This window comes from Bradyrhizobium sp. JR3.5, assembly GCF_054057015.1.
In genome coordinates this window covers 4,223,017-4,245,772 of record NZ_JBSRYV010000002.1, presented here as the reverse complement: position 1 = coordinate 4,245,772, position 22,756 = coordinate 4,223,017, and the positions used below count along the sequence as shown (strand labels likewise).

Annotated in this window: 26 protein-coding genes and 1 pseudogene; 14 read left to right on the top strand and 13 right to left on the bottom strand. The window is 64.8% G+C overall.

What is annotated here, in order from left to right; translation table 11 throughout:
- The first annotated feature begins 201 nt into the window (after positions 1 to 201).
- From msrA to ACVWW1_RS37180, 5 genes are all read left to right on the top strand, one after another.
- Entirely contained in the window at positions 202 to 918 is a 717-nt protein-coding gene (msrA, locus tag ACVWW1_RS37200; RefSeq protein WP_176533424.1) for a peptide-methionine (S)-S-oxide reductase MsrA, read from the top strand.
- 21 nt (positions 919 to 939) lie between these two features.
- Complete coding sequence (gene msrB / locus ACVWW1_RS37195) at positions 940 to 1,353, top strand: peptide-methionine (R)-S-oxide reductase MsrB (RefSeq protein WP_456659300.1); 414 nt, start codon at positions 940 to 942, stop codon at positions 1,351 to 1,353.
- Between the two features lie 178 nt (positions 1,354 to 1,531).
- Complete coding sequence (locus ACVWW1_RS37190) at positions 1,532 to 1,909, top strand: hypothetical protein (RefSeq protein WP_456659299.1); 378 nt, start codon at positions 1,532 to 1,534, stop codon at positions 1,907 to 1,909.
- A gap of 137 nt (positions 1,910 to 2,046) precedes the next feature.
- Positions 2,047 to 2,211, top strand: coding sequence for a DUF3309 family protein (locus ACVWW1_RS37185; RefSeq protein WP_456659298.1), 165 nt, complete (start codon positions 2,047 to 2,049; stop codon positions 2,209 to 2,211).
- Positions 2,212 to 2,433: 222 nt separating this feature from the next.
- Positions 2,434 to 2,724, top strand: coding sequence for a hypothetical protein (locus ACVWW1_RS37180; RefSeq protein ID WP_092117298.1), 291 nt, complete (start codon positions 2,434 to 2,436; stop codon positions 2,722 to 2,724).
- Positions 2,725 to 2,835: 111 nt separating this feature from the next.
- On the opposite strand, the gene ACVWW1_RS37175 is transcribed toward ACVWW1_RS37180, so the two are convergent.
- The 6 genes from ACVWW1_RS37175 to ACVWW1_RS37150 all read right to left on the bottom strand — a co-directional run bounded on the left by ACVWW1_RS37175 (position 2,836) and on the right by ACVWW1_RS37150 (position 9,448).
- A complete protein-coding gene (locus tag ACVWW1_RS37175; protein WP_456659297.1) occupies positions 2,836 to 3,387 on the bottom strand; it encodes a DUF4112 domain-containing protein in 552 nt (183 codons plus the stop codon).
- 209 nt (positions 3,388 to 3,596) lie between these two features.
- Positions 3,597 to 3,857, bottom strand: coding sequence for a Crp/Fnr family transcriptional regulator (locus ACVWW1_RS37170; RefSeq protein ID WP_456659296.1), 261 nt, complete (start codon positions 3,855 to 3,857; stop codon positions 3,597 to 3,599).
- A 172-nt stretch (positions 3,858 to 4,029) separates the two neighbouring features.
- Positions 4,030 to 5,652 carry an inorganic phosphate transporter gene (locus tag ACVWW1_RS37165; protein WP_456659295.1) on the bottom strand — a complete coding sequence of 541 codons (1,623 nt, stop codon included), beginning with the start codon at positions 5,650 to 5,652 and terminating at the stop codon, positions 4,030 to 4,032.
- A gap of 283 nt (positions 5,653 to 5,935) precedes the next feature.
- Positions 5,936 to 6,370 (bottom strand): DUF5413 family protein, encoded by a 435-nt coding sequence (locus tag ACVWW1_RS37160; RefSeq protein WP_456659294.1) that lies wholly within the window; start codon positions 6,368 to 6,370, stop codon positions 5,936 to 5,938.
- A 193-nt stretch (positions 6,371 to 6,563) separates the two neighbouring features.
- Positions 6,564 to 8,120, bottom strand: coding sequence for a hypothetical protein (locus ACVWW1_RS37155; RefSeq protein WP_456659293.1), 1,557 nt, complete (start codon positions 8,118 to 8,120; stop codon positions 6,564 to 6,566).
- Between the two features lie 35 nt (positions 8,121 to 8,155).
- Positions 8,156 to 9,448 (bottom strand): adenylosuccinate synthase, encoded by a 1,293-nt coding sequence (locus ACVWW1_RS37150; RefSeq protein ID WP_176533433.1) that lies wholly within the window; start codon positions 9,446 to 9,448, stop codon positions 8,156 to 8,158.
- A gap of 349 nt (positions 9,449 to 9,797) precedes the next feature.
- Here ACVWW1_RS37150 and ybaK point away from each other — a divergent pair, with 349 nt between their 5' ends.
- On the top strand, positions 9,798 to 10,280 hold the full coding sequence (gene ybaK / locus ACVWW1_RS37145; RefSeq protein ID WP_456659292.1) for a Cys-tRNA(Pro) deacylase: 483 nt from the start codon (positions 9,798 to 9,800) through the stop codon (positions 10,278 to 10,280).
- A gap of 104 nt (positions 10,281 to 10,384) precedes the next feature.
- Here the strand turns inward: ybaK and ACVWW1_RS37140 are convergent, their stop codons facing one another.
- Genes ACVWW1_RS37140 through ACVWW1_RS37130 form a run of 3 tightly spaced genes read right to left on the bottom strand, consistent with a single transcriptional unit; the run spans position 10,385 to position 12,625 of the window.
- Entirely contained in the window at positions 10,385 to 10,606 is a 222-nt protein-coding gene (locus ACVWW1_RS37140; protein ID WP_456659291.1) for a hypothetical protein, read from the bottom strand.
- A gap of 38 nt (positions 10,607 to 10,644) precedes the next feature.
- A complete protein-coding gene (locus ACVWW1_RS37135; protein ID WP_224924252.1) occupies positions 10,645 to 12,009 on the bottom strand; it encodes a cytochrome P450 in 1,365 nt (454 codons plus the stop codon).
- On the bottom strand, positions 11,969 to 12,625 hold the full coding sequence (locus ACVWW1_RS37130; RefSeq protein ID WP_456659290.1) for an acyl-homoserine-lactone synthase: 657 nt from the start codon (positions 12,623 to 12,625) through the stop codon (positions 11,969 to 11,971). Before ACVWW1_RS37130 ends, ACVWW1_RS37135 begins: the two co-directional genes overlap by 41 nt.
- A gap of 79 nt (positions 12,626 to 12,704) precedes the next feature.
- On the opposite strand from ACVWW1_RS37130, the gene ACVWW1_RS37125 reads away from it, so the two are divergent.
- The 5 genes from ACVWW1_RS37125 (at position 12,705) to ACVWW1_RS37105 (ending at position 17,754) form a co-directional block, all read left to right on the top strand.
- Positions 12,705 to 13,478, top strand: a complete 774-nt coding sequence (locus ACVWW1_RS37125) for a LuxR family transcriptional regulator (RefSeq protein WP_456659289.1) — start codon at positions 12,705 to 12,707, stop codon at positions 13,476 to 13,478.
- Positions 13,479 to 13,898: 420 nt separating this feature from the next.
- A complete protein-coding gene (locus tag ACVWW1_RS37120) occupies positions 13,899 to 14,285 on the top strand; it encodes a hypothetical protein (RefSeq protein ID WP_176533437.1) in 387 nt (128 codons plus the stop codon).
- A 262-nt stretch (positions 14,286 to 14,547) separates the two neighbouring features.
- The gene (locus ACVWW1_RS37115; RefSeq protein ID WP_456659288.1) at positions 14,548 to 15,474 is read left to right on the top strand and encodes a DMT family transporter; all 927 of its coding nucleotides are present in this window, start codon (positions 14,548 to 14,550) and stop codon (positions 15,472 to 15,474) included.
- A 109-nt stretch (positions 15,475 to 15,583) separates the two neighbouring features.
- Positions 15,584 to 16,393 (top strand): MlaD family protein, encoded by an 810-nt coding sequence (locus ACVWW1_RS37110; protein WP_456659287.1) that lies wholly within the window; start codon positions 15,584 to 15,586, stop codon positions 16,391 to 16,393.
- 107 nt (positions 16,394 to 16,500) lie between these two features.
- On the top strand, positions 16,501 to 17,754 hold the full coding sequence (locus ACVWW1_RS37105; RefSeq protein WP_456659286.1) for an alpha-hydroxy acid oxidase: 1,254 nt from the start codon (positions 16,501 to 16,503) through the stop codon (positions 17,752 to 17,754).
- Here ACVWW1_RS37105 and ACVWW1_RS37100 read toward each other — a convergent pair.
- Both ACVWW1_RS37100 and ACVWW1_RS37095 read right to left on the bottom strand, forming a co-directional pair.
- Positions 17,659 to 17,868 (bottom strand): hypothetical protein, encoded by a 210-nt coding sequence (locus ACVWW1_RS37100; protein WP_456659285.1) that lies wholly within the window; start codon positions 17,866 to 17,868, stop codon positions 17,659 to 17,661. The two genes, ACVWW1_RS37105 and ACVWW1_RS37100, sit on opposite strands and share 96 nt — an antisense overlap.
- A gap of 13 nt (positions 17,869 to 17,881) precedes the next feature.
- On the bottom strand, positions 17,882 to 18,064 hold the full coding sequence (locus ACVWW1_RS37095) for a hypothetical protein (protein ID WP_456659284.1): 183 nt from the start codon (positions 18,062 to 18,064) through the stop codon (positions 17,882 to 17,884).
- A 74-nt stretch (positions 18,065 to 18,138) separates the two neighbouring features.
- Here ACVWW1_RS37095 and ACVWW1_RS37090 point away from each other — a divergent pair, with 74 nt between their 5' ends.
- Positions 18,139 to 18,756: a TetR/AcrR family transcriptional regulator gene (locus tag ACVWW1_RS37090; RefSeq protein WP_456659283.1), complete on the top strand. Its 618-nt coding sequence runs from the start codon at positions 18,139 to 18,141 to the stop codon at positions 18,754 to 18,756.
- 142 nt (positions 18,757 to 18,898) lie between these two features.
- Here the strand turns inward: ACVWW1_RS37090 and ACVWW1_RS37085 are convergent, their stop codons facing one another.
- Positions 18,899 to 19,303: a DUF1330 domain-containing protein gene (locus ACVWW1_RS37085; protein WP_456659282.1), complete on the bottom strand. Its 405-nt coding sequence runs from the start codon at positions 19,301 to 19,303 to the stop codon at positions 18,899 to 18,901.
- Positions 19,304 to 19,436: 133 nt separating this feature from the next.
- On the opposite strand from ACVWW1_RS37085, the gene ACVWW1_RS37080 reads away from it, so the two are divergent.
- Both ACVWW1_RS37080 and ACVWW1_RS37075 read left to right on the top strand, forming a co-directional pair.
- Positions 19,437 to 20,282, top strand: a complete 846-nt coding sequence (locus tag ACVWW1_RS37080) for a metal-dependent phosphohydrolase (protein ID WP_456659281.1) — start codon at positions 19,437 to 19,439, stop codon at positions 20,280 to 20,282.
- A gap of 405 nt (positions 20,283 to 20,687) precedes the next feature.
- Positions 20,688 to 21,628 (top strand): annotated as a pseudogene (locus ACVWW1_RS37075) (DMT family transporter).
- 118 nt (positions 21,629 to 21,746) lie between these two features.
- Here the strand turns inward: ACVWW1_RS37075 and ACVWW1_RS37070 are convergent.
- Positions 21,747 to 22,703 carry a LysR family transcriptional regulator gene (locus ACVWW1_RS37070; RefSeq protein ID WP_207835206.1) on the bottom strand — a complete coding sequence of 319 codons (957 nt, stop codon included), beginning with the start codon at positions 22,701 to 22,703 and terminating at the stop codon, positions 21,747 to 21,749.
- Positions 22,704 to 22,756 lie beyond the last annotated feature (53 nt).

Below are 22,756 nucleotides of genomic sequence, written 5' to 3'. Positions count from 1 at the left end.
CCTCAGGATGACGGGTGCATGGCACCTCCACGGCACCTACACGTCTGAATAACCAGCATTTCCCTCACGAAACCGTGTGGCCGGCGCCGTAACAAAACGCCCCCTCGCCCGTATTTTGAAGCGTCGGAGCAGCCCGGCCCGATTTGCCAATGCCGGCTCCCGCTCTAGACTGGCCCCCAATTGCGATCCCACGAGGAACCCATGCCCAAAAGCTCCCTCAGCCGCCTCTCGCTTTACGCCGCCGCGATCGGCGCGCTGGCCGTCACAGCTTTTGCCGTTGCGCCCTCGCTTGCCGCCGAGGACGCCGTGGTCATCCCGCCGCCGGCCGCGAGCGCGCCGGAAACCGGCATCAAGACCGCGGTGCTTGCCGGCGGCTGCTTCTGGGGCGTGCAGGGCGTGTTCCAGCACACCGCCGGCATCGTCAGCGCGGTGTCCGGCTACTCCGGCGGCAGCAAGGCGAATGCCGATTACGAGAAGGTCTCGACCGGCACCACCGGCCACGCCGAATCCGTCGAAATCAAGTACGACCCGCAGAAGATCTCCTACGGCAAGATCCTGCAGATCTTCTTCTCCGTCGTGCACGACCCGACCCAGCTGAACCGCCAGGGGCCCGACTCCGGCACGCAGTATCGCTCGGCGATCTTCACGACCAGCGACGAGCAGAAGAAGGTGGCGGACGCCTATATCGCCCAGCTCAACGCGGCCAAGGTCTACAAGAAGCCGATCGTCACCAAGGTCGGCGCGCTGGAGGCGTTCTATCCGGCGGAGGGCTACCACCAGGACTATCTGACGCTGCACCCGAACCAACCCTATATTGCGTATAACGACATCCCGAAGGTCGAGAACCTGAAGAAGATCTTCGCGGAGAACTACATCGAGAAGCCGACGCTGGTGAGCAGCACCAAGGTCACCAACTGAGCATCTCGCAAAGGAGGTTGAATGTCCGATACCAAAACCGACGGCAAGGTCCGCAAGAGCGAGGCCGAATGGCGCAAGGAATTGACGCCGATGCAGTACGCCGTGCTGCGGGAGAAGGCGACCGAGCGGCCCTTCACCGGCGAATATGAGCATGATCCCCGCAAGGGCACCTTTGTCTGCGCCGGCTGCGGGCAGCCGCTGTTCGAGTCCGACCAGAAGTTCGATTCCGGCTGCGGCTGGCCGAGCTTCTCCAAGCCCGCGGCTGAGAGCCATGTCGACGAGGAGCGCGATGTGAGCCACGGCATGGTCCGCACCGAGGTGCTGTGCTCGAAATGCGACGGCCATCTCGGCCATGTCTTCAACGACGGCCCCGGCCCCACCGGCCTGCGCTACTGCATCAACTCGGCGGCGCTGAAGCTGAACGAGAAGAAGTAACAGCGGCCACTCCGCGATGGATTGCCAGGTCAAGCCCGGCAATGACGATGGCGGGTCCGGCAAATATCCCGGCCTCACGTCGAACAATTTCTCCGCCCCGCGCGACCAAGAACCGGTCGCGCGGGGTTTTGTTTTGGCGCGGCCGTCCGTCCGCGCGCGTAAACACAAGGAAATTTTGATGTCGCCAATTCCAGCAAAGCTTTTGTTTGGTCTCGGTCTTGCCAGCTTCGTCATCGGGAGCGCGGTGCGCATGCCGGCGCTCGCCGCCGACAAGATCTCGCTGTTCAAGGTCATCACCTCCAAGGACGAAATCGTCATCGGCCTGACGGATGCCGATCTCGCGCAGGTCGAGGGCCAGAATGCCGGCGGCATCGCCAAGATGCTGGTCGCCAAGGGCTCGATCAGCGTCTGGCAATACGCCGTGCACAAATCCGCTTCCGGCGAGCTCGAACAGGCGCCGCTGCACAAGATCGGCTTGATCGCCAGCGACTCGCTGCGGGTCGAGCCCTATCCGACGCCCCTGAAGGTGCTCCCGATCGACGAAAGCAAGAAATAGCCGCCCCGGCGCCCAACAACATCCTCGTGATCGGCCGGCGGCCTTAACGACTCGCGCCCCGGAATGTGCTTTGCTCCGAATTCGCGGGGCCGTAGGCGTCTCGCCGTGCGGCTGCCGCCTGTTCTGAGGAGGGCGCCATGTCGCTTGGACTGATCCTCATCATCCTCCTGCTGATTATCATGCTGGGCGGCTATAGCGGCCGCATCCGCGGCTACGGCTATGGTCTCGGCCACTCCGGAATGGGCCTTTTCGGGGTGATTTTGATCGTGGTCGCGATCCTGGCCTGGCTCGACAAGATTTAATGGCTATAAGCCATTGAAATAAATGGAGTTATTTTGATTGACCGCGTGCCATGCGCGGATTCAGCATGTGCCCTGCCGGGGGCGCTTCTGGGGTCGCATTTTTGTCAAAGAGGCCTATATTGGGGATCGAAATGACATGTACGGCGCGCCGCCGATTATAGGCCGCCGTCCCCCAAAATCCCTTTCGCCGCTCTATGCCAAGAACACAAGAGGTCGTCGACCATGCGTCCCCTGCGTCCGTTCAACTATAACACGTCCGCTGAACTGTTCCCCGCCGCGATCCGCAAGAAGAAGCGAGCCGGCTTCGCCTATCGCCGTTTCGGCACTGCCGCCGAAGCCGTGCGCTTTGCGATGGAAGAGCTGCCGGCGGACTCGCTGAACGGCGCCTATCTCCAGGTCGAGGAAGCCCGTTTCGACCAGAACGGCATCCGTTCGCTGTATGAGAGCGAAGGCTTCCCGCTGCCGCGCCGTCCGCGCCCCGAGCCGGCCCAGACCGACGCCGACGCCGCATAGACCTTCTACTCGTCGCTAACGAAAAGCCCTCGGACCGATCCGGGGGCTTTTGTTTTTGAGGGCTTTTTTTGGCGCATAATCTGACGGAAAACCGCTGCACACTTTTCCGGATTATGCGCGTCTCGGCTGCTTGTCGAGCCAGCGCCGCAGCATCCGCACATTGCGGATATTGGCGCGGAACATGACGTCGAAGGCATCGCCCGCCACCGGCACCATGCCGACCACGCCGTCGACCGCGACATTGGCAAGCATCCGCGCGGTGATGTGCCAGGGCGCACCCAGCAGGCGGGCCTCACGCACCAGCCACAGCGAGATCGCGGTGGTGATGAGATCGCCGATCACCGGGATCAGGCCGATCAACCCGTCGATGCCGTAGCGGACATTGGTGCCCGGCACGACGAAGGCGACGTCGAGCAGCTTTGCGATCATCTCCAGCCGTGCGAGCCGCTCCTCGCGCGTCAGATTGCCGAACGGGTTGGCGGTGGAGTTGCGGAAGTCGAAGCTGAAGCTTTCCTGAAAACCTTGGAACTGCGGATGCAGCGGGCCATCGCCGAGCTCGCGCCCGTCCTGATCGATGACCTTGCCGCGCGCCTGCGCCCCGCCGAACGGCGGCCGCGATCGCGTGGCGTGGGGGGAGAAAATGTCGTCCTCGGGCATGGCCATCAGATGGTAACGCCGGCAGGTGGTTCAAGTTGCGTCACATTACCACTGTGTCACGTTCAAGGCCGATCAAGCGTCGTCACGTGCCGCGCGCCGCCGACGGCGTCAAGCCGAAGCGACGGCAGACGGGAATGTCCGCCGTTTTGCCTGCAACGATCAGCGAGAGGTTTTCGCGCGAAGCGTGAATTGGCGAGATGCTCTGTTCGCCTCGCCTAATAGACGCCCTTGTTCATCGTTCTGAGCCGCTGGGCCAGCGTCCTCATCACCTTCAGGGCAAAATGCGGCGTCTGGCTGACGAGGAAGAGAAACTGCTTTTCCGAGACCGGGACGAGCTCGACATCCGTGACCGCCGTGGCGGTCGCGCTTCTTGGCTCGTTGTCGATCAATGCCATTTCGCCAAAGATCGTGTCAGGCGCCAGGTCAGCCATGGTCTTGTTACCGACCTGAATGCGCACATAGCCGCTCTTGATCACGAACAGCTCGTTGGCTTGCTCACCTTCGCGAAAGATGAGAGCCGCCGGCCCGGACCAGGCGCGTTTCGATATCGTTGCCCGTCAGAAGGCTGAAGCTTGCATCTGCCACTCGAAATTCCTTTCCCCGAATCCGGATGCAGATCTCCTGCATCCGGTTGTCTTGCTGCTCCGGCTAAAACAAATGCGCGAAAACAAGGTAGAGCAGGCCCGAGATCAGCATCGCCACCGGCAGGGTCAGAACCCAGGCCATGGCGATGTTGCGGATCGTCGACCATTGCAGGCCGGACCCGTTCGCGGTCATGGTGCCGGCGATACCGGATGACAGCACATGCGTCGTCGACACCGGCAGGCCGTATCCGTCGGCGGCGGCGATGGTCGCGGCCGCCGTGATCTCGGCGCAGGCGCCCTGCGCATAGGTCAGATGGGTCTTGCCGATCTTTTCACCGACCGTCACGACAATCCGCTTCCAGCCGACCATCGTGCCGAGACCGAGCGCGATGGCGACCGCAATCTTCACCCAGGACGGGATGAATTTGGTCGCGGCATCCAGCGAGCCCTTGTAGCGATTGAGCGTCGCGACATCGGCATCGTTCAGCCCGCTCTCGCCGCTCTTCATGAGCGAGCGCAGCGCCTCCGATACCAGATACATGTCGTTGCGCGTGTTGCCGACGGTCTCGGCCGGGAATTTCGCAAGCGAACCGTACTGAACGACCTGGTCGCGGATTTCGCCGACGAGAACGGCGAGTGACGGATAGGTATCGTCGGTGAGTTGCCGAAGGGCGATGTAGTTCGTCACCGCCGGACGCGGATTGCCCGTCGCCTTGCGATCGGCTCCCCTATCCTCGATCACCTTGCTCGCCGCCGCCGAATTCGCGGTGAATGCCGCGATCTGGCTCGCAGGCATCGCGCGGTTGAGTGCGTAAGCGGTTGGGACCACGCCGATCAAAATGAGCATGATGAGACCCATGCCCTTTTGACCGTCGTTCGATCCGTGGAAAAAGCTGACCAGGGTGCAGGTCAGGATCAGGATGCCGCGGATCCACCATGGCGGCGGCTGATCGCCGTTCGGCTCGCCGAACAGCGCCGGCGTTGCGCGCAACAGCGCGGTTTTCAGCCCGTAGAGCAGGATGGCAGCGAGCGCAAATCCGAACAGCGGCGACAACAGCAGCGCCTTGCCGGTGTTGACGGCCTGCGACCAATCCACGCCGGAGGTCCCCTCCCGTCCGTGCATCAGGGCATTCGCGATACCGACGCCCATGATCGATCCGATCAGGGTGTGCGAGCTCGATGCAGGCAAACCAAAATACCAGGTACCCACGTTCCAGATGATGGCGGCGATCAGGAGCGCAAACACCATGGCGAACCCGGCGCTGCTGCCGACCTGAAGGATCAACTCGACCGGCAACAGCGAGACGATGCCGAAAGCAACGGCGCCACTGGAGAGCAGGACACCGATCAGATTGAAGAGGCCCGACCAGACAACGGCAATGTGGGCCGGCATCGAACGGGCGTAGATCACGGTGGCGACGGCGTTCGCCGTGTCGTGAAAGCCGTTGACGAATTCGAAGCCGAGCGAGATCAACAGCGCCACGAACAGCAGCAGGAACGCGAGATAGGATGTCTTGCCGGGGCCCGTCGCGCCAACATCCGCGTAGATGCTGTAGGCCACGAACAGCAGCGCGGCGCCGACCACGCCGAGATAGATGATGCCGGTGAGAGGATGAAAGCCTTTCTCGAGATCGGGCCCGCCGCTACGCGCAGGCTCGATCGAACCAGGTAACGCTACATCGCTCATGGATCGCCCTCACAGCCGCGGGAGGACAAAAGCGGCCATGTGACATTTGGACTACGCTGACATGACGTCCATATGACAGTTCCATGAAAGGCAATGCGGCTGGCTTGCGGCCGCGCTTAATCCATTGACGAGATTGCCATAATAGCGCGACCCCGCCGCTCGCCGTGCATTAGACACGACTTCCCGTCGGGCTGCGATGCGCTCGTTGCGCCGACCGGTCAGAGATCGCCGATCACGTCAAAGCTGACGACATCTGCTTTTCCCGAGGCAATGAGTACATGCCCTAATGTTGGGATGCCGGCGTCGCAGGCACGTGCTGCTCTTCGGCATATTTGTGCGCCAGCCAGGACGTGATCACGCCTGGGATGAAGCCGACCAGCCCGTAGAGGATGAACTGCACGGCGCCGCTTTCGGAGCCGTGCGAGGCGTAGGTCAGCGCCGCGCCGACGAACGCCACCGCGCCGACGATCAGCATCCGTACAAGCGGCGTGATCCGCCGCATATGCATCAGGATGTCGTCGACCGCGCCGAACATCAGCGACGGCACGATGCCGAACAGATAATTGTACTGCAGCGACTTCACGAACACGACGAGCAGCTTCGCCACTTCGCCGCCATTGGTCTCGGTCCAGTAGCCGGACTGATAGGTGGTCATGAGCAGCAGCAGGAAGCCGCCGATGAACGGCCCGATGGCTGCGAAGATCAGATAGCGTTTCATGGCGTGCCCCTGCCCGACATCAGGCGAGTGTAACGCAGTCACGCGACGGTTCTAGGGAAAATCGAAAGCGCCCGGTAATGTTCCGGGATCATCGCCTCGATGCGCTGCAACAGCCGGACTTCGCTGCGATACGGAATCGCCCGGACACAGCCGGGCGATGAGATCGTGAGTACCGAGGTGAGCGCTGAAGCTGTTACTCACCCCACGCCGCGAACGCGTCGTTGAAGGCGCGCTCGCCGGGGGCGCCCTTTTCGATCGCGATGATGGCGCGGCGCTGGTTGGTGTAGACCAGCGGCACGTCGAACCAGGAGCGCTCCTTCAACAACTGCAGATTGCGCGAGCGGTCGGCGTCGACGTTGGAGAGGCCGACCAGGAAGAAGCCGTCGGTGACCTTGACCGCGAGCCCGGCCAGCGGCGTGCCGCGCGCCTGCTCGTTGGACTTCATCAGGATGCCAGGCACGTTGCCGACGCCGCCATTGGCGAAGTCCTGCGGCAGGACGAAGGTCAATTCCGCGGTGTGGCTCGCCGGCAGCGATGAATCGGTGTTGCGGCGGAACGACATCGTCATCTTGAACTTGCGATCGGGGATGTCGATGTCGGCGCGCACGGCGATATCGGGCTTCTGGTTGCCCGAGCCCTTGACCTGCTCGGTGCGCCAGACCACCGAACCGACATATTGCTTGCCCTTCGGATCCGACGGGTCCTCGTCATAGAGCACCACGCGCTGCGCCACCGGAGCGACCGGCTCGCCCGACGACGACGGCTGGCCGACGCGGTCGGTGATCTTCTTGCTCGAAGGCGTCGCCGCGGCATCCTTCGGCGCCTCGACGGGGGCGGAGGATTTGAACAGGCTGCTGACGAAGGCGGTCGCCTGCTGCCGCAGCAGGATGCCGGTGCCGGCCAGGATCAGCAGGATGCCGATCACGATCGCGGTCTTGAACGGGAACATCGAACCGACACGCGGCCGCTTCGGCCCGCGCTCGGCATTGCTGACCCGCGCGCGCGGCGGCGGCGCCTGGGGCGGCTGCGGGGCGTAGCGCTCCGCCTCCTCGATCGACTCCTCGTAGGAGTACGGCGCCTCGGGATCGCCGCCGCGGTTTTCGAGGCTCGGCTCGAGCCGGTCGAATTCCGGCGAGGGCGACGGCACATTGGCGTAGGTCTTGCGCGCGTTGCGGCTGGCTTGCGCGGCGGCCCGGCCGAGATCGTCGGCGTCGGCAGTGATGTCGCGGAAGCCGCGCACACCGGGGGCTGCCGGCGGCGTCGGGCCTTCGGGGCCACGGCGCGGCGCAGCCGGCGCCTGGGTATCGGTGCCGGCTGCAACCTGCGGGTTCTGCGGCCGTGGTGGGGCCGGCGGCGGCGCGTCGGGGCGCAAATTGCGCGGGCGGGGTTCGGCCGGCGGCCGCGGGCGCGCGGCATTGTCGGCGGAATTGGCCTCGGGCGGCCTTGTATTTGCCTCCGGCGGTCTTGGATTGGCACGGCGCAGCGGGTCGCTGCTGCGGGCCGCCCCGCCACCGGGGCGCGAGGCCTCGCGGGCGCGCTGCGCGGCCTCGGACTCGACCTTGCGCACCGCCTCTTCCAGCGACAGCCGTTCGCGGGTGATCTCGGATTCGGAGAGCGGCGGCTGCACGCCGCGGAGTTGCTGGATCAACGCCGTCCGCGCCCGCGCATACAGCGCACGGCGGGCTTCGCCGGGGGCGTTGGGGTCCAGTCCGGCGATGGCACGGGCGATCAGCGGGTAGTAGTCAGCCATGTCCACACAATTGGTGGGATATAGGTAATATCCCGTTAAGCCTCGAACGGATTCTGTACCAGAATAGTATCTTCACGTTCCGGGCTGGTGGAAAGCAGGGTGACCGGGCACCCCACCAGCTCCTCGACCCGGCGGACATATTTGATGGCCTGGGCCGGCAGGTCCGCCCAGGACCGCGCATTGGCGGTCGGCTGCTTCCAGCCCTCGATGATCTCATAGATCGGCTCGATGCGGGCCTGCGCGCCCTCGCCCGCCGGCAGATGGTCGATTTCCTTGCCGTCGAGCTTGTAGCCGATGCAGACCTTGATGCTGTCGAACCCGTCGAGAATATCGAGCTTGGTCAGCGCCAGCCCGGCAATTCCGCAGGTGCGGACGGTCTGCCGCACCAGCATCGCATCGAACCAGCCGACCCGGCGCTTGCGCCCGGTGTTGACGCCAAATTCCTTGCCGCGGCGGCCGATTTCCTCGCCGATCTCGTCGTTCAGCTCGGTCGGGAACGGACCCTGGCCGACCCGGGTGGTGTAGGCCTTGCAGATGCCGAGCACATAGCCGACCGCGCCCGGACCCATGCCGGTGCCGGTCGCGGCCTGCGCCGCCACCGTGTTGGACGACGTCACATAGGGATAGGTGCCGTGGTCGACGTCGAGCAGCGCGCCCTGCGCGCCCTCGAACAGGATGCGCTTGCCCTCGCGGCGCTTGATATCCAGCAGCCGCCACACCGTCTCGGCATAGGGCAGCAGCTTCGGCGCGAACGCCGTCAGTTCGGCGAGAATCCCCTTGCCGTCGATCTCCTCCAGATTGTTGCCGCGGCGCAGTGCATTGTGGTGCGCCAGCAGGCGTTCGATCTTGTGCGGCAGGGTATCGAGATCGGCGAGATCCATCAGGCGGATGGCGCGGCGGCCGACCTTATCCTCATAGGCCGGGCCGATGCCGCGGCGCGTGGTGCCGATCGAGGTGACGGCGTTGGAGGATTCGCGCAGCGAGTCGAGTTCGCGATGCAGCGGCAGGATCAGCGTGACGTTCTCGGCGATCCGCAGATTGTCCGGTCCGACCGCAACGCCCTGGCCCTTCAGCTTGGCGACCTCGTCGAGGAAGGCCTGCGGGTCGAACACCACGCCGTTGCCGATCACCGCGAGCTTGTTCGGGCGCAGCACGCCGGAGGGCAGCAGCGCCAGCTTGTAGGTCTCGCCATTGATCACGAGCGTATGGCCGGCATTGTGGCCGCCCTGGAAGCGCACGACGATGTCGGCCTGTTCCGACAGCCAGTCGACGATCTTGCCCTTCCCCTCGTCACCCCATTGGGCGCCGACGACGACAACATTGGCCATTGCGAAGATGTTCCCTTCAGGTGTTTCAGAAACCATGATCGCGGCGAAAACGCGTCCGCCCACAGCGACCATGCATGATATGCCCAGCCCAAACCGCGGCGGCCGGCCGCGCGCACGCAAGGCGCCTACCGGATAAAGGAAGCGGGTCGGCTGCGCAAGCAAGAAGGGGGTCGTTTGCGTCTTTTAGAGGGGCGACAAGCCTTTGATATCCCCCGAAAATTCCATGCCGTGCCCGGCCGCGCCGGACTGGCGGGAATTTAATGTTGGGGTGGCCTGTCGCTGACCGTACGGCCGATTGATCGCCGGGCCCATTGCGGCGATCATTCGCCCGTATCAACCGGCCCGGACCATGCCCAATTCGACACAAGCGACGATTGCGCTGCGCAAGCTAGGCATTGCCTTCAAGCTCCACACCTATGTCTACGATTCCAGCGCCGAGAGCATCGGGCTGCAGGCGGCGGAGGCGCTCGGGGTCGACCCGAACCGCATGCTCAAGACGCTGATGGCGGAGGTCGACGGCAAGCCGGTCTGCGCCGTGGTGCCGTCCGACTGCGAGGTCAGCATGAAGAAGCTCGCCGCAGCCCTCGGCGGCAAGTCGGCCAGGATGATGCGCCCGGCCGATGCCGAGCGGCTGACCGGCTACCATGTCGGCGGCATCAGCCCGTTCGGCCAGAAAAAGAAAGTACCGACCGCGATCGACGAGAGCGCGCTCACGCATGTCAGCGTGTTCGTCAATGGCGGCCAGCGCGGCCTGCAGATCGAGATCGATCCGAACGACGCCGCACTTGCCGCCGGCGCCACGATGAAGGCGCTGGTGGCGACGCAGGATTAGAGCTTCGGTTCCGATTGAATCAGAATCGAAGCTCCGGCTTCTTGCTTTAGCGCGCGTTCTTCACGCGAACCGGTGCCCACTTCGCTCGAAAACGCTTCGCGCGATCAATGCGAGGGCTTGTCCCTGTTGTTGAACTCCGCGCCAACGTAGTCGGACAGGCCGGACAATTCCTCCGCCGAAATATCGTTGACGTTGAGCCTGAGCTGCATGATCGCGAGGTCGAGCAGATGTGCGGCGAAGGTCGCGCCGGCCGCCGTCACGATGCTGCGCTGTTCGATCAACACCGCGATGACGTCGCGCAAGCTGCGCATTTGCACTTGATCCATGGCCCTCTGCCCGATGCTGGCAGTCGTGATGTGTGTTGTCATTGGGATACCGATTGTAATGTGCTGATGGACGCCGCGCTGGCGGATGAAATGTATGGCAACCGCTCGGCTTCCTCGCCGAGATGCAGGATGCGCGATGGCAGCTCGCGGACTTCGATGTCGATCGTCATCGGCGGCGGAATCAGCGTCACCGAGGCTTTCGGCCAAGGCGCCGGATTCGGGCTGACGGCGGTGAAGCGATAGGCCGCGGCGATCTCGAGCGCGAGCAATTGCAACTCGAGCATCGCAACCCCCATCCCGGCGCAGGCGCGCGGGCCGGCGCCGAACGGGATGTAGGCGTCGGTGTTGTAGCGCCGCGTCATCAGGAAGCGGTCGGGATCCTCGAAATGCCTGGGATCGCGCTGCAATTGCCAGGGACAGATCAACAGCGAGGTGCCGACCTTGAGGTCGCGCCCGCCGATCGTCACCGGCTGCATCACCTCGCGCGAGAACCACCAGGCGCTGGGATAGAGCCGGCAGACCTCCTTGACAAACGTCGCGCTCAGATTGGCGCGTTTCACCGCGTCAAGCCGCAGCTCGCCGTCGTCGCCAAGGCACTCCGCCGCCTCGTCGGCAATGTCGTCCATCAGGGCGGGATCGGACGCCATCTGGTAGAACATCCACGCCGCAGTCGAACCCGTGGTGTGATGGCCGGCCAGCAGCAGTGTCAGGATCTCATCCTCGAGATCGCGATCGCTCAGGCCGAGCGCCTCGAGATCCCGCAGCGCGCTGCTTGAGCCCGCCTTGCGGCGCAGACGCTGCACCACCGTCGACATCGCAAGCTTGGCGCAAACCCGGTTCTGCCGGCGCCGGTACCAAGCCACCGGACCGAACGGCAACGCGCGGAACATCTCCTCGGCCAGATCGTCCTCGATCACGCCGACCGCCTGAACCAGCGCTTCCTCGTCACCAGACGACATCAGCTGGGAGCCGAAGATCGCGACGCAGATAGTCCGCAACGCCAGCATCGCCGTGACATGATGCGGATCGAACGATCCGAGCCGGGCCAGGCTGGCGCCGACCGCGCGGATCTCGGCGCACATATGCGGCAGGAATTTCTCGACGCTGCCCTTGGCCATGTGTTTCTGCAACACCGTCCGCCGCCGCTTGTGCTCCTCGCCGCTCAGCATCAGCGAGCTGCGGCCGAGCACCGGCGTCAGCTTCTTGATCAGCTTGCCCTTTCCGATGTCGGTCTCCGGCGCCTTGAGGATCGGGCGCAGCAGATCGGGATCGTTCACCAGAAAGACGGGCGCGGGGCCGAGCCGCAGGGGCACGAGCCCCAGCTCGGCCTCGTTGCCGCGCGTCAGCAACAGACGCAGCGGGTCACGCTGGAATGCTCGAACGTCCGAGAACATGTGAGGCATCGTGAATCTCCAATTGCCGTCCAAGGTCGAGGAATTTGGTCAGGCCGGGATTGTCGGCGAGACCAAGCGGGATTTCTCCGGCGAGCGCCGTCAGCGGGCGGCCCATGCGATCATTGCCGATCACCTGCGGCGGGCCGTAGCGGCGGGTGCGGATGTCCATGCGGGTGAGGAAGCGCTCGTAGGAAAGGTCGGCGAGCGCCACGAGCGCCGCCGCCCCGCGCAGCTCGGCGAAGCGGAACATCAGCGCGTAGTTCACGCGTGCCGTTCGCGACCTCGCGACACCAGGCAGCACGCCGAACCGGCTGATTTCCCAGGCATCCCGACGGCTCGGAAAGCGGCGCACCGCAAGCTGCGGGAACACCGACTTGGTCAGATAGGGATAATCGGTGCGGATCGCCCGGAAGCCGCCGACCAGCTCGACGCCTGAGAACAACAGGCAATGCTCGGTATACCAACAGTCGAACTGATCGCGTTCGACATCGCCGGTCGTGCTCAGAAGCCAGCCGCAATGGTCGACGAATAGCCGCTTGCGCAGCCGCAACATCGCCCCGACATGCGCCGCATCAAGCTCTTCCCGGGTGATGAGTGCATGATATCCGTCCAATGAATGCGGCATTATCCCTTCCTCCAAATGCGGAACATCTGGAACGAAAGGGGTTAACTGTGGTACCCCCGAAAACCGGGGGTTTTAGTCAATGGGCCTGGTAGACGCGATTGCAACCATCGAGGCGTCGGATACCATCGACGAGCTCAGCTCGTCATTGCATCGTGTCGTCCAGAACTACGGCTTCTCGGGCTTCGCCTTTGTCGATGCCGGCCGGCCCGACCTTGATCTGCCCTATCATGTCGGCACCTTTCCCGACGCCTGGAAGCGGGCGTATGTGCAGAACGAGTTCGTCCATGCCGATCCGGCGCTGGCGCGGTCGCGACGCACCAACACGCCGTTCAGCTGGAGCAGCCTGAAGCTGCCGGAACGAAGCGGACACAAGCGGGCGCCCGAAGCCAAGACGATGGATGCCGCCCGCGAGTTCGGCTTCAAGGACGGCTTCGTGGTGCCTTTCCATTACCGCGACCGGCTCGGCGCCGTGCATTCGAGCTCGACGGTGTTCTTCTGGGAAGACGAGCGGCGCGACTTCGACAAGCTGTTCGTCTGCCATCGCCATGAACTGCATCTGTTGATGATCTACTGGGTGCAGCGGGCGATGGACATCGTCAACCGCGACCAGCGCAACGCGCCGACCATCCTGAAACCCGCCGACGCCGCCGAGACCATCAAGCTGACGGCACGGGAGAAGGAAGTGATCGCCTGGGCGGCGCGCGGCAAGACCGTGGCCGACACCGCGCAGATCCTCGGCATTTCGCCGGAGACGGTTGAAGGCTTCATCAAGCAGGCGCTGCGCAAGCTCGAGGCCTCCAACAAGACGCACGGGGTGGCGAAGAGCATCGCGCTCGGGATTATCGACCTGTGAGCGGCGCCGCGCGGCCGTCGCGGCGCTCTGAGGGCTGCTTCGGCGCGCGCTGCTTCCGTGCGCCCCGTATCGCCGCGCTCGGCGGCAACGCCGCGAACTGTGGCAAGGTCACACATCCGGGTTGGATTTGCCTCCACGATCACCCACAGATTGCATTCGCGTACGATCTAGATAATAAGGCTGCGGCCCGATGACAGGGATTTCAGACCATGGGTGCGTATTGCGGTGCCCGCCCGACGCGACTGCCGAGCTGTCGTGAAAGCACGGTTCGTCCTGCACCTCGCCCGGTGCGCCGGGACCGATTGTCGACCCGGGTGATCCGTAGAAGTCCCGTCGCGACGAACCGCTGTTCCATTTGCTACCAATCATCGTCGCGGACATGCTGTCGACGGACGTAGCTGGAGATCGCCCAAGCGCACCATGAGCACATCGCAGGACGACCAGATCGATCAACTGGTGCAGGCGCGCTGGCGCGCAATCGGGCTGTCGCAGGCAGATCTCGCCGAGATCCTGTGCGCGGGGGCCTCCCTGCAAAAGAACGGCGTGGACGGCACCGTCAAAATCGATACCGGCCGCCTGGCGACCGTCGCCGAGATGCTCGGGATCGCCGCCGACATCCTCAATCACCGGCCCGCCGCCACAGCGCAGACACAAGGCGGCCAGGCGTCGGAATCGCTGCAATCCCTGCTCGAGCTGCGCATGCTGCGGGTGTTCCGCGACGTTAAGGACCCTGACACCAAGCGGATCCTGATCGAGCTCGCCGAGCAGATCGTCAAGCGCCAGACCACGCCGCCGGAGACCGGCTAGAGCATGATCCGGAAAAGTGCGACGCGGTTTCCCGAAAGATCATGCTCAAACAAGAGGCTTGTGGCGGATCGGCGTGTGCCGACCGGCCTGGCAAAGCGCCATCGCGCCTTCCGTAAGAGGCCTTCGCGCATGGTCGCGATGCGTCGATCCCCATTGATAGAACGGCGGAATCCGTGTCTGTGACGGGGCGCCGGGGCGATCCATACCGGCCCGGCGACGGCCGGGCGGGCGGGCCGCGGCGCCGTGAACCCGGGCCTTTCGCATGTCTGCCACCGATTCCACCACTACGCCTGCGTCCGGCTCCTGGATCGCCAACCAGCCATATCTGCTGCTCTGCATCACCGCGATGTGCTGGGCCGGCAATGCCATCGTCGGCCGGCTCGCGGCCGGCCATATTCCGCCGGTGACGCTGTCGTTCCTGCGCTGGTTCGTGGCGTTCCTGATCATCCTGCCGTTGGCCTGGAAGCACCTCGCCAGCGACTGGCCTGCGATCCGCAAGAATCTCGGCATCATGATGCTGCTGTCGATGACCGGCATCAGCGCCTTCAACACGCTGCAATACTGGGCGCTCGAGCACACCCAGGCGCTCAACACGCTGTTGCTGCAATCCTCCGTGCCGCTGATGGTCGCGCTGTGGTCGCTGATCCTGCTCGGCGCGCGGCTGACGCTGGCGCAGCTCTGCGGCGTGTTGCTGTCGCTCGCCGGCGTGCTGGTGATCCTGCTGCACGGCGATCTCACGACGCTGTCGAAGATCGAGTTCAACAAGGGCGACCTGATCTTCATCGCCGCGCTGGTGATCTTCGCACTGTACTCGGTGCTGACCCTGAAGCGGCCCAAGATCCATGGCCTGTCGGTCGCGGCCTTCACCTTCGGCTGCGGCGCGCTGTTGCTGATCCCGTTCCTGATCTGGGAACTCGGCACGCGTCCGGTGATGCAGCTCACCACCAGCAATCTGCTGTCGCTGTTCTATGTCGCGGTATTCCCCTCGACGGTGGCCTATCTGTGCTTCAACCGCGGTGTGCAGCTGATTGGCGCCAACCGCGCCGCGCCGTTCTTCCACATGGTTCCGGTGTTCGGCACCATCATGTCGATCGTGTTCATCGGCGAGCATCCGCAGGCCTTCCATTTCATCGGCTTCGCGCTGGTGCTGGCCGGCGTCTTCGCGGCGTCGCGGAGGCAGAGCGCATGACTCTCCACTACCTCTCCCCGCAAGCGGGAGGTAAGAGGACAAGCGCGGTGACTATCCGCCGCAAATCCGCTATCTCTTGAGGTCTGCTTCGCGGACAGGTCCCAAACGCATGGCGCGCGCCAGCAATCTCGTGATCGGCACCCTGACGCTGGCCCTGATCGCCGGCTCGCTCGGCGGCTGGCTGGGCTATCAGCGCTATGCCGGCATCAAACGGATGGTGCCGTTCCGCGTCGTGTTCGAGGGCTCGGCCTCCGGCCTGCGCCGCGGCGGCAGCGTCAACTTCGCCGGCGTGCGGATCGGCGAGGTGGTCTCGATCAGGCTCGACCGTCACCGCGTGGTGGCGATGACTCGAATTGAGGGCAACGCCCCGATCAAGAAGGACACCCAGGTCGGCCTCGAATTCCAGGGCCTCACCGGGATCGCCTCGATCTCCTTCACCGGCGGCACCGACGATGCTCCGCCGCCTGCGCTCGGCGCCGACGGCATTCCCGAGCTGACCGCCGACGCCGAAGGCACGATGGGCATCCAGGAGAAGCTGCGCGTCGCGCTGCGCAATGTCGATCGCGTCATCACCGAGAACGAGGCCGACATCAAGGACTCGCTGCTCGGGCTCGAGAACTTCACCAACTCGCTGTCCGGCAGTGGCGAGCTGATCGCGGGCTTCATCGATGCCGCCGAGGACGGCGTCGACGCGGTCGACGGCAAGTTGACGTCCGCCGACAAGTTCCTGAAGAGCTTCGGTAGCGACAAATATGGCGGCGAGTTGCTGCCGACCGTGATCTCGCTGCGCGAGCTGATCCAGAGTTTTGACAAGAAATCCGGCGCCATGATCGCCGAAACCCGCAGGACGCTCAGCGACGTCAGTCAGTCCGTCAACTCGTTCAACGAGAAAATTGTCGGGCGCGGCGGCAGGCGCTAACCCGAAACTCCAACCAAGAACCAAGAACAACGGAAACACTCGACGTGCACGACCGGACCGCAGCCCCTTCCCCGCCTCCCGCAAGCGTCAACCGCGCGGCGAGTGCCGTGCCCCGGCATTTGCGACGCTATCTCACGCTCGACGATTTCGAGCCGCAGGCGCGGCGGCTGTTGCCGAAATTCCTCTACGGCTACATCTCCGGCGGCGCCGAGACCGACGTGGCGCGGTCAGACAATCGCAGGGCGTTCGACGAATACGGCTTCGTGCCGCGGGTACTGAAGGACGTCTCCGGCCGCGACCAGACCACGACGCTGTTCGGCAAGACCTACGCCTCGCCGTTCGGAATCCCGCCGATGGGCTCGTCAGCGCTGTGCGCCTATCGCGGCGATATCGTGCTGGCGCGCGCCGCGGCCGCGGCCAACGTCCCGATGATCCTCTCGGCCTCCTCGCTGATCACGCTGGAGGACGTCCGCGCCGCCAATCAGCAGGCCTGGTACCAGGCCTATCTCGCCGGGCTCGACGAGCGGATCGAGCCGCTGGTCGATCGCGTCGCGGCGGCCGGCTACGTCACCTTCGTCGTCACCGCCGACGTGCCTGTGCCGCCCAACCGCGAGAACAACATCCGCAACGGCTTCCAGGTGCCGCTCGAGATCACGCCGCGGGTGTTCTGGGACACCATCACCCATCCGGACTGGCTGCTGAACACCTGGGCCCGCACCGTGTTCAATCACGGCATGCCGCATTTCGAGAACATGGACGCCAAGCAGGGCCCGCCGGTGCTGTCCAAGAATTTGATGCGCAACATCGGCAGCCGCGACCAGCTCGCCTGGAAACACGTCGCGCTGATCCGCAAGCGCTGGCGCGGCAAGCTCGTGGTCAAGGGGCTGATCTCGCCGGAGGACGCGCGGCTGGCGCGCGAGCATGGCTGCGACGGCGTGATGGTTTCCAACCACGGCGGCCGCCAGCTCGACTACACCGTCTCCGCGCTGCGCACGCTGCCGGAGGATCGCGGCGCAGAAGGGCAGCATGACCGTGATGATGGACGGCGGCATCCGCCGCGGCACCGACGTAATCAAGGCGCTCGCGCTCGGTGCGGACTTCGTCTGGATCGGCCGCCCGTTCCTCTACGGCGCGGTGGTCGCGGGCGAAGCCGGCGTCTCGCGCGCGATCTCGCTGCTGCACGCCGAGATCGACCGCGACCTCGCGCTGCTCGGCATCCGCAGCCTGAAAGAGATCACCCCGGACCTGGTGCGGAAGTTTTGAACTCACGCATAGCGCGCCGCGCCCATGCAGAGCGCGGTGATCGCGAGCAGCCCGGCCGCGATGCGCTGGGCGACCGCGAGCCGCGAACGTGCGGCTGATGCGTCGGCCGCGCCATTGCGCAGCTGCCTGATGGCGCCGCCGCCGACGATGATCTGCACGGTGATCGCGGCCAGCGCGGCGAGCGCGCCGCCCGCCAGGATCTGCTCCGACAACGCGAACGAACCTTCATGGACCATGCGCCCACAGCGTGGCACCGGTCACGATCGCAACCGTCGCCGCGCCGATTTGCGGAACCAGCAGCTTTTCGCCACCGAGGCCGCCGGTGCGCGCCAAAGTGAAGCTGGAGCCGGCCCAAAACACCGATGACAGGACGTGAAGGGACAGGGCTATGATGAGGACGATCTGCATGATCTCGCTCCAATGGGCATTGGAAATTAGATATACATAATGTATAATCAATTCGACGAAAGCAAGGCCAGCCGATGCCGCCGCGCAGCTATGTGAGCCCGGCGCGCAGCGCCGCCGCCGCCGAGACCCGCGAGCGCGTGATCGAGGCCGCCGCGCGCACGCTGCGCGAAGGCGAGAGCATTGCGCGCTTCTCGCTGGATACGGTGGCGAAGGCCGCCGGCGTGACGCGGCTGACGGTCTATAACCAGTTCGGCTCCCGGCGCGGGCTGCTCGAAGCCGTGTTCGACGAGATCGCGCACCATGGCGGGCTGCATCAGCTCGCCGACGCCATGGCGATGGCCGATCCGCGCGCCGCGCTCGACCGCATGGTCAAGATCTTCTGCGCATTCTGGAGCCGCGATTCCGCGGTCGCCCGCCTGCACGACGCGATGGCGACCGATCCCGAATTCGCCGAAGCCCTGCGCGAGCGCAACGAGCGTCGCCGCCGCGGCGTCACCGCATTGGTCGACCGCATCGCGGGCAGGCATGCCTCAGCGCAGGTCCGTAAGGACGCCGTCGACCTGATCTTCGCACTGACGAGCTATCCGACCTTCGCGTCGCTCAGCGCGGGACGATCAAGGGATGAGGTCTGCCGGGTGGTTCAGACGGCCTGCCGCGCAGCGCTTGCTAATCTGTCAGACCCGTCATCCTGAGGTGCGAGCGCTTGCGAGCCTCAAAGGATGAATCGGCCACAGTCGGGCCGTCGACCCTTCGAGGGCCGCTGAAGAAGCGGCCACCTCAGGGTGACGGAGATGGATTGGCGTACACGGGTTCAGTCAAGAGACGTGCGTCTTGCTACTCGCCCACCTTGAACTTGCTGTAGGCCTCACGCGTCGCGATGATGACGTGCTCCTCGCAGCCGTTGCGGCGATGCGGGTCGCAGCGGGTCTCGTAGTCGGCCGAGGTCATCATGTCGAGGAAGGCCGCGACGCTCGGGTAGGTGACCAGCGCGAGGTAATCCCAGCGCTGGCCGGCCGGCTCGCCCAGCGCGACCGTCTCGGCGCTGCCGGTGCAGAGCAGCGTGCCGCCGCGTGCCTTGATCATGGGGACGGTGAGCGCGCTGTAGCGCAGATATGCATCCCAGCCCGAGCCGTCGCCGTCGAGCGACCGCTGACGAAATCGCATCAGGTTGACCATGACGACCGGAGCCTCTTGATCCAGTTCGCCCAAGCCTTTGACGTTCAGGAGATCGACACCCATCCACCAGCTCCCGCCCAAAGTCGCATCAGTTCGGGCCGGGTCGGTCCGGCCGCAACGATTATGTCACATCGCGGGACTACCCTGAAATGCCGGCAGGCCGTAAGCTCGTCACCCGATCTCGGAGGTCAATGCCGTGATGACCCTTCCCGAACTTGCGGCCGACGCGCTCGGCAAATTCCTCGGCGAATACATGCAGCGCCGGTTCGGCTCTTCACAGACCCAGCTGGTCGAGATGGTGCCCTCGATCGCGCGGATCGCGATCGAATGCATCGGCAACAGCGACGCGCTCTATCACAATGTCGAACACACCATGCTGGTGACCCTGGCCGGCCACGCCATCCTGCGCGGCCGCGCGCTGCACTCGCACATGAGCGCCGAGGATTATGCGCATGTCATCGTCGCCTGCCTCACCCATGACATCGGCTATGTGCGCGGGCTGTACGACGCCGACGACCACAACGGCTATCTGGTCGCCGCCGACGGCCGCAAGGTGATCCTGCCGCGCGGCTCGTCGGATGCGGCGCTGATGTCCTATCACGTCGACCGTTCGAAGATCTTCGTGATGGAGCGGCTCAAGGGCGTCGACCTCCTCGACAAGGAGCGCATCGCGCGCGCCATCGAGGGCACACGGTTTCCGCAGAGCGCGCCGGACGGGAATGAGGAGTTCGGCGAGGAGGCCAGCCTGCTGCGGGCGGCCGACCTGATCGGCCAGCTCGGCGATCCCCATTACATCCGCAAGGCCAACGCGCTGTACCTCGAATTCGAGGAGGCCGGGCTGAACCGCCAGCTCGGCTACGATTCGCCGGCCGATCTCGTCGACCTGTATCCGCGCTTCTACTGGGACAGCGTCGCGCCGCATGTGCAGAAGGCGATCCGCCACCTCAACATCACCTCCAGCGGACGGCAATGGATCGCCAATCTCTACAGCAACGTGTTTCGCGCCGAGCGCGACATCTCGCTATCCGGGCCGCAGAAGTAGGTTGAAGGCCGCGCAGGGCCGCAAGCAAGACACTATCCCCGTCACCCTGAGAGGATGTGAGGCTATATCCTCGTCCACCGCTGTCATCGCCCGGCTTGACCGGCACGCCGGGACCTCTCGGTGCAAGCACCGCGGTCTCTGGAATACTGGATCACCCGCATGCGCGGGTGATGACACGGAGCAAGCTCAGCAATCACCCCGTCACCCTGAGGAGGCCGCATCGCGGCCGTCTCGAAGGGTCGACGGCCCAACTGTGGCCGTGCATCCTTCGAGACGCGCTGCGCGCTCCTCAGGATGACGGAATCGCGCGGTGAAACGAGTGACGACAAGCTCGGCCACGCATGGCTCCAATCCGCTCTTTCGTCTTGTGGCGGCGGCGGAATCGGGCACAACATCCGCCAGATAATGACCGCCTTGCCCGCACCTGCCACAACCCCGTATCAGCCGCTGCACTGGCTCAACAACCAGCCCTATCTGCTGCTCAGCCTGACGTCGCTGTTCTGGGCCGCCAATATCGTGCTGGCGCGGCATGTCGGCAGCCATGTGCCGCCGGTCACGCTGACCACGATCCGCTGGTTCGGCGTATTCCTGATCCTGCTGCCGTTCGCCTGGCCGCCATCTGAAGGAGGACTGGCCGAAGCTGCGCAGGGCGCTGCCGCTGATGCTGCTGTTGTCCGCGGTCGGCTTCGCGTTCAACAACGCGATCTCCTACTGGGCGATGCAATATACCGAGGCGTTGAACGCGCTGCTGATCCAGTCGGCGGGGCCGCTGTTCGTGGCGCTGTGGTCGCTGATCCTGTTCGGCGTCCGGCTGACGCCGGCGCAGCTTGCCGGCATCGCGATCTCGCTGGCCGGGGTGCTGACCATCATCCTGCGCGGCGATTTCTCGGCGCTCGCCAGCATCAGCTTCAACCGCGGTGACATCATGTTCGGCGCCTCGCTGGTGTCGTTCGGGCTGTATTCGGCGCTGATCCCGCGGCGGCCGAAAATCCATCAGCTCTCGCTGATCTCGTTCACCACCTGCTGCGGTGCGCTGATGCTGTTGCCGGTGGCGGCGTGGGAATTCGCCAACGGCGTGACGCTGAAGCTCGACGTTCTGACCTTTGCCACGCTGGGCCTACACGCTGATCTTCCCGTCCACGCTCGCCTATCTGTTCTTCAACCGCGGCGTCGCATTGATCGGCCCGAACCGCGCGGCGCCGTTCTTCCATCTGGTGCCGGTGTTCGGCTCGGCGATGGCTATCCTGCTGCTCGGCGAGACGCTCGCGCCGTTCCATCTGATCGGCTACGCGCTGGTGCTCGCCGGCGTCATCATCGCCTCACGGCAAGGATCGGCGAAGGGCTAGCTGACGCCGGGGATATGGCTAGAGCGTTTTCGAGCGGAGTGGGCACCGGTTCGCGTGAAGAAAACGCGTCAAAGCAAGAATCTAGAGCTTCGGTTCTGATTCAATCAGAACCGAAGCTCTAACCTGCCTTGCGCAAGCCCGCGGATTTGCGTGGCGAATGGGGCTTTGCCGCCAGCGTTTCCGTGATGAAGTCGATGAACCGCCGCACCTTGGCCGGCACGTGGTTACGCGTAGCGTAATAGACGTAGAGCGGAAAACGCTCGTCGGGCCAGTCGGGAAACAGCTCGATCAGCGCGCCGCTCCTCAGGTGATCGTCGAGGCCGAGATCGATCACCTGCGCAATGCCGAAGCCGGCCAGGCAAGCGCCGAGCTTGGTTCCTGAATCGGTCACGGTGAGCCGCCCGTTGACCGCCACCGGCACGACCTCGCCGCCGCGCCAAAACTCCCAATCGAAGGGACGCCCGGTCGCCGCGTCGATGGCCAGGATGCACTGATGGTCGCGGCTCGCCAGCTCCCGCGGATCAAGCGGCCGGCCGTGCCGCTCGAGATAGATCGGCGAGGCCACGGTGAGCACGCGCGCATCGAGGACGCGGCGCGCAATCAGCGCCGACGGCGCCGGCTCGCCGAAACGCACCGCCAGATCAAAACCGTCGCTGACCAGATCCGCGATCCGGTCGCGGGTCTCGATCCGCAGCTCCATGCCCGGATTCTGCAGCAAGAACTCGCTCAGCTTCGGCGACAGCACCATGCGGGAGAACAGCGGATCGACATTGACCCGCAGCCTGCCGCGGACCGCATCGCGCGATTTCGCGGTCTCCGCCGCCGCCTCGCCGATCCCGGCCAGATGCGCGGCAACCCGCTCGACCAGCGCGCGTCCTTCCTCGGTGAGCTCGACGGCGCGGCTCGTGCGGTGAACCAGCCTGGCATCGAGGCGCGCCTCGAGCTTGGCGATCGCCTTGCTGACCCCGGATTGCGTCATGCCGAGCCGTTCGGCGGCCCGGCCAAAACTGCGCGCATCCGCCAGCGCCGCGAGCACCACCAGGCCGCCAACCAGCCGACCGTCAACTTCGTCCATGCCGATGCCTCGCAGTCATCCAAGAGATGACCGGCCAGTCGTAGCACTCCGCC

What these genes read in the sequence shown, in the direction of transcription:
- ACVWW1_RS37130 (WP_456659290.1), bottom strand. Translation starts at nt 12,625, where the DNA reads ATGCCGCATTCATTGGACGGATATCATGCACTCATCACCCGGGAAGAG.
- ACVWW1_RS37175 (WP_456659297.1), bottom strand. Translation starts at nt 3,387, where the DNA reads ATGGCCATGCCCGAGGACGACATTTTCTCCCCCCACGCCACGCGATCG.
- ACVWW1_RS37185 (WP_456659298.1), top strand. Translation starts at nt 2,047, where the DNA reads ATGTCGCTTGGACTGATCCTCATCATCCTCCTGCTGATTATCATGCTG.
- ACVWW1_RS37155 (WP_456659293.1), bottom strand. Translation starts at nt 8,120, where the DNA reads ATGGCTGACTACTACCCGCTGATCGCCCGTGCCATCGCCGGACTGGAC.
- ACVWW1_RS37070 (WP_207835206.1), bottom strand. Translation starts at nt 22,703, where the DNA reads ATGGACGAAGTTGACGGTCGGCTGGTTGGCGGCCTGGTGGTGCTCGCG.
- ACVWW1_RS37095 (WP_456659284.1), bottom strand. Translation starts at nt 18,064, where the DNA reads ATGCAGATCGTCCTCATCATAGCCCTGTCCCTTCACGTCCTGTCATCG.
- ACVWW1_RS37135 (WP_224924252.1), bottom strand. Translation starts at nt 12,009, where the DNA reads ATGCCTCACATGTTCTCGGACGTTCGAGCATTCCAGCGTGACCCGCTG.
- ACVWW1_RS37110 (WP_456659287.1), top strand. Translation starts at nt 15,584, where the DNA reads ATGGCGCGCGCCAGCAATCTCGTGATCGGCACCCTGACGCTGGCCCTG.
- msrB (WP_456659300.1), top strand. Translation starts at nt 940, where the DNA reads ATGTCCGATACCAAAACCGACGGCAAGGTCCGCAAGAGCGAGGCCGAA.
- ACVWW1_RS37180 (WP_092117298.1), top strand. Translation starts at nt 2,434, where the DNA reads ATGCGTCCCCTGCGTCCGTTCAACTATAACACGTCCGCTGAACTGTTC.
- ACVWW1_RS37140 (WP_456659291.1), bottom strand. Translation starts at nt 10,606, where the DNA reads ATGGATCAAGTGCAAATGCGCAGCTTGCGCGACGTCATCGCGGTGTTG.
- ACVWW1_RS37150 (WP_176533433.1), bottom strand. Translation starts at nt 9,448, where the DNA reads ATGGCCAATGTTGTCGTCGTCGGCGCCCAATGGGGTGACGAGGGGAAG.
- ACVWW1_RS37085 (WP_456659282.1), bottom strand. Translation starts at nt 19,303, where the DNA reads ATGGGTGTCGATCTCCTGAACGTCAAAGGCTTGGGCGAACTGGATCAA.
- msrA (WP_176533424.1), top strand. Translation starts at nt 202, where the DNA reads ATGCCCAAAAGCTCCCTCAGCCGCCTCTCGCTTTACGCCGCCGCGATC.
- ACVWW1_RS37165 (WP_456659295.1), bottom strand. Translation starts at nt 5,652, where the DNA reads ATGAGCGATGTAGCGTTACCTGGTTCGATCGAGCCTGCGCGTAGCGGC.
- ACVWW1_RS37120 (WP_176533437.1), top strand. Translation starts at nt 13,899, where the DNA reads ATGAGCACATCGCAGGACGACCAGATCGATCAACTGGTGCAGGCGCGC.
- ACVWW1_RS37190 (WP_456659299.1), top strand. Translation starts at nt 1,532, where the DNA reads ATGTCGCCAATTCCAGCAAAGCTTTTGTTTGGTCTCGGTCTTGCCAGC.
- ACVWW1_RS37090 (WP_456659283.1), top strand. Translation starts at nt 18,139, where the DNA reads ATGCCGCCGCGCAGCTATGTGAGCCCGGCGCGCAGCGCCGCCGCCGCC.
- ACVWW1_RS37115 (WP_456659288.1), top strand. Translation starts at nt 14,548, where the DNA reads ATGTCTGCCACCGATTCCACCACTACGCCTGCGTCCGGCTCCTGGATC.
- ACVWW1_RS37160 (WP_456659294.1), bottom strand. Translation starts at nt 6,370, where the DNA reads ATGAAACGCTATCTGATCTTCGCAGCCATCGGGCCGTTCATCGGCGGC.
- ACVWW1_RS37125 (WP_456659289.1), top strand. Translation starts at nt 12,705, where the DNA reads ATGGGCCTGGTAGACGCGATTGCAACCATCGAGGCGTCGGATACCATC.
- ybaK (WP_456659292.1), top strand. Translation starts at nt 9,798, where the DNA reads ATGCCCAATTCGACACAAGCGACGATTGCGCTGCGCAAGCTAGGCATT.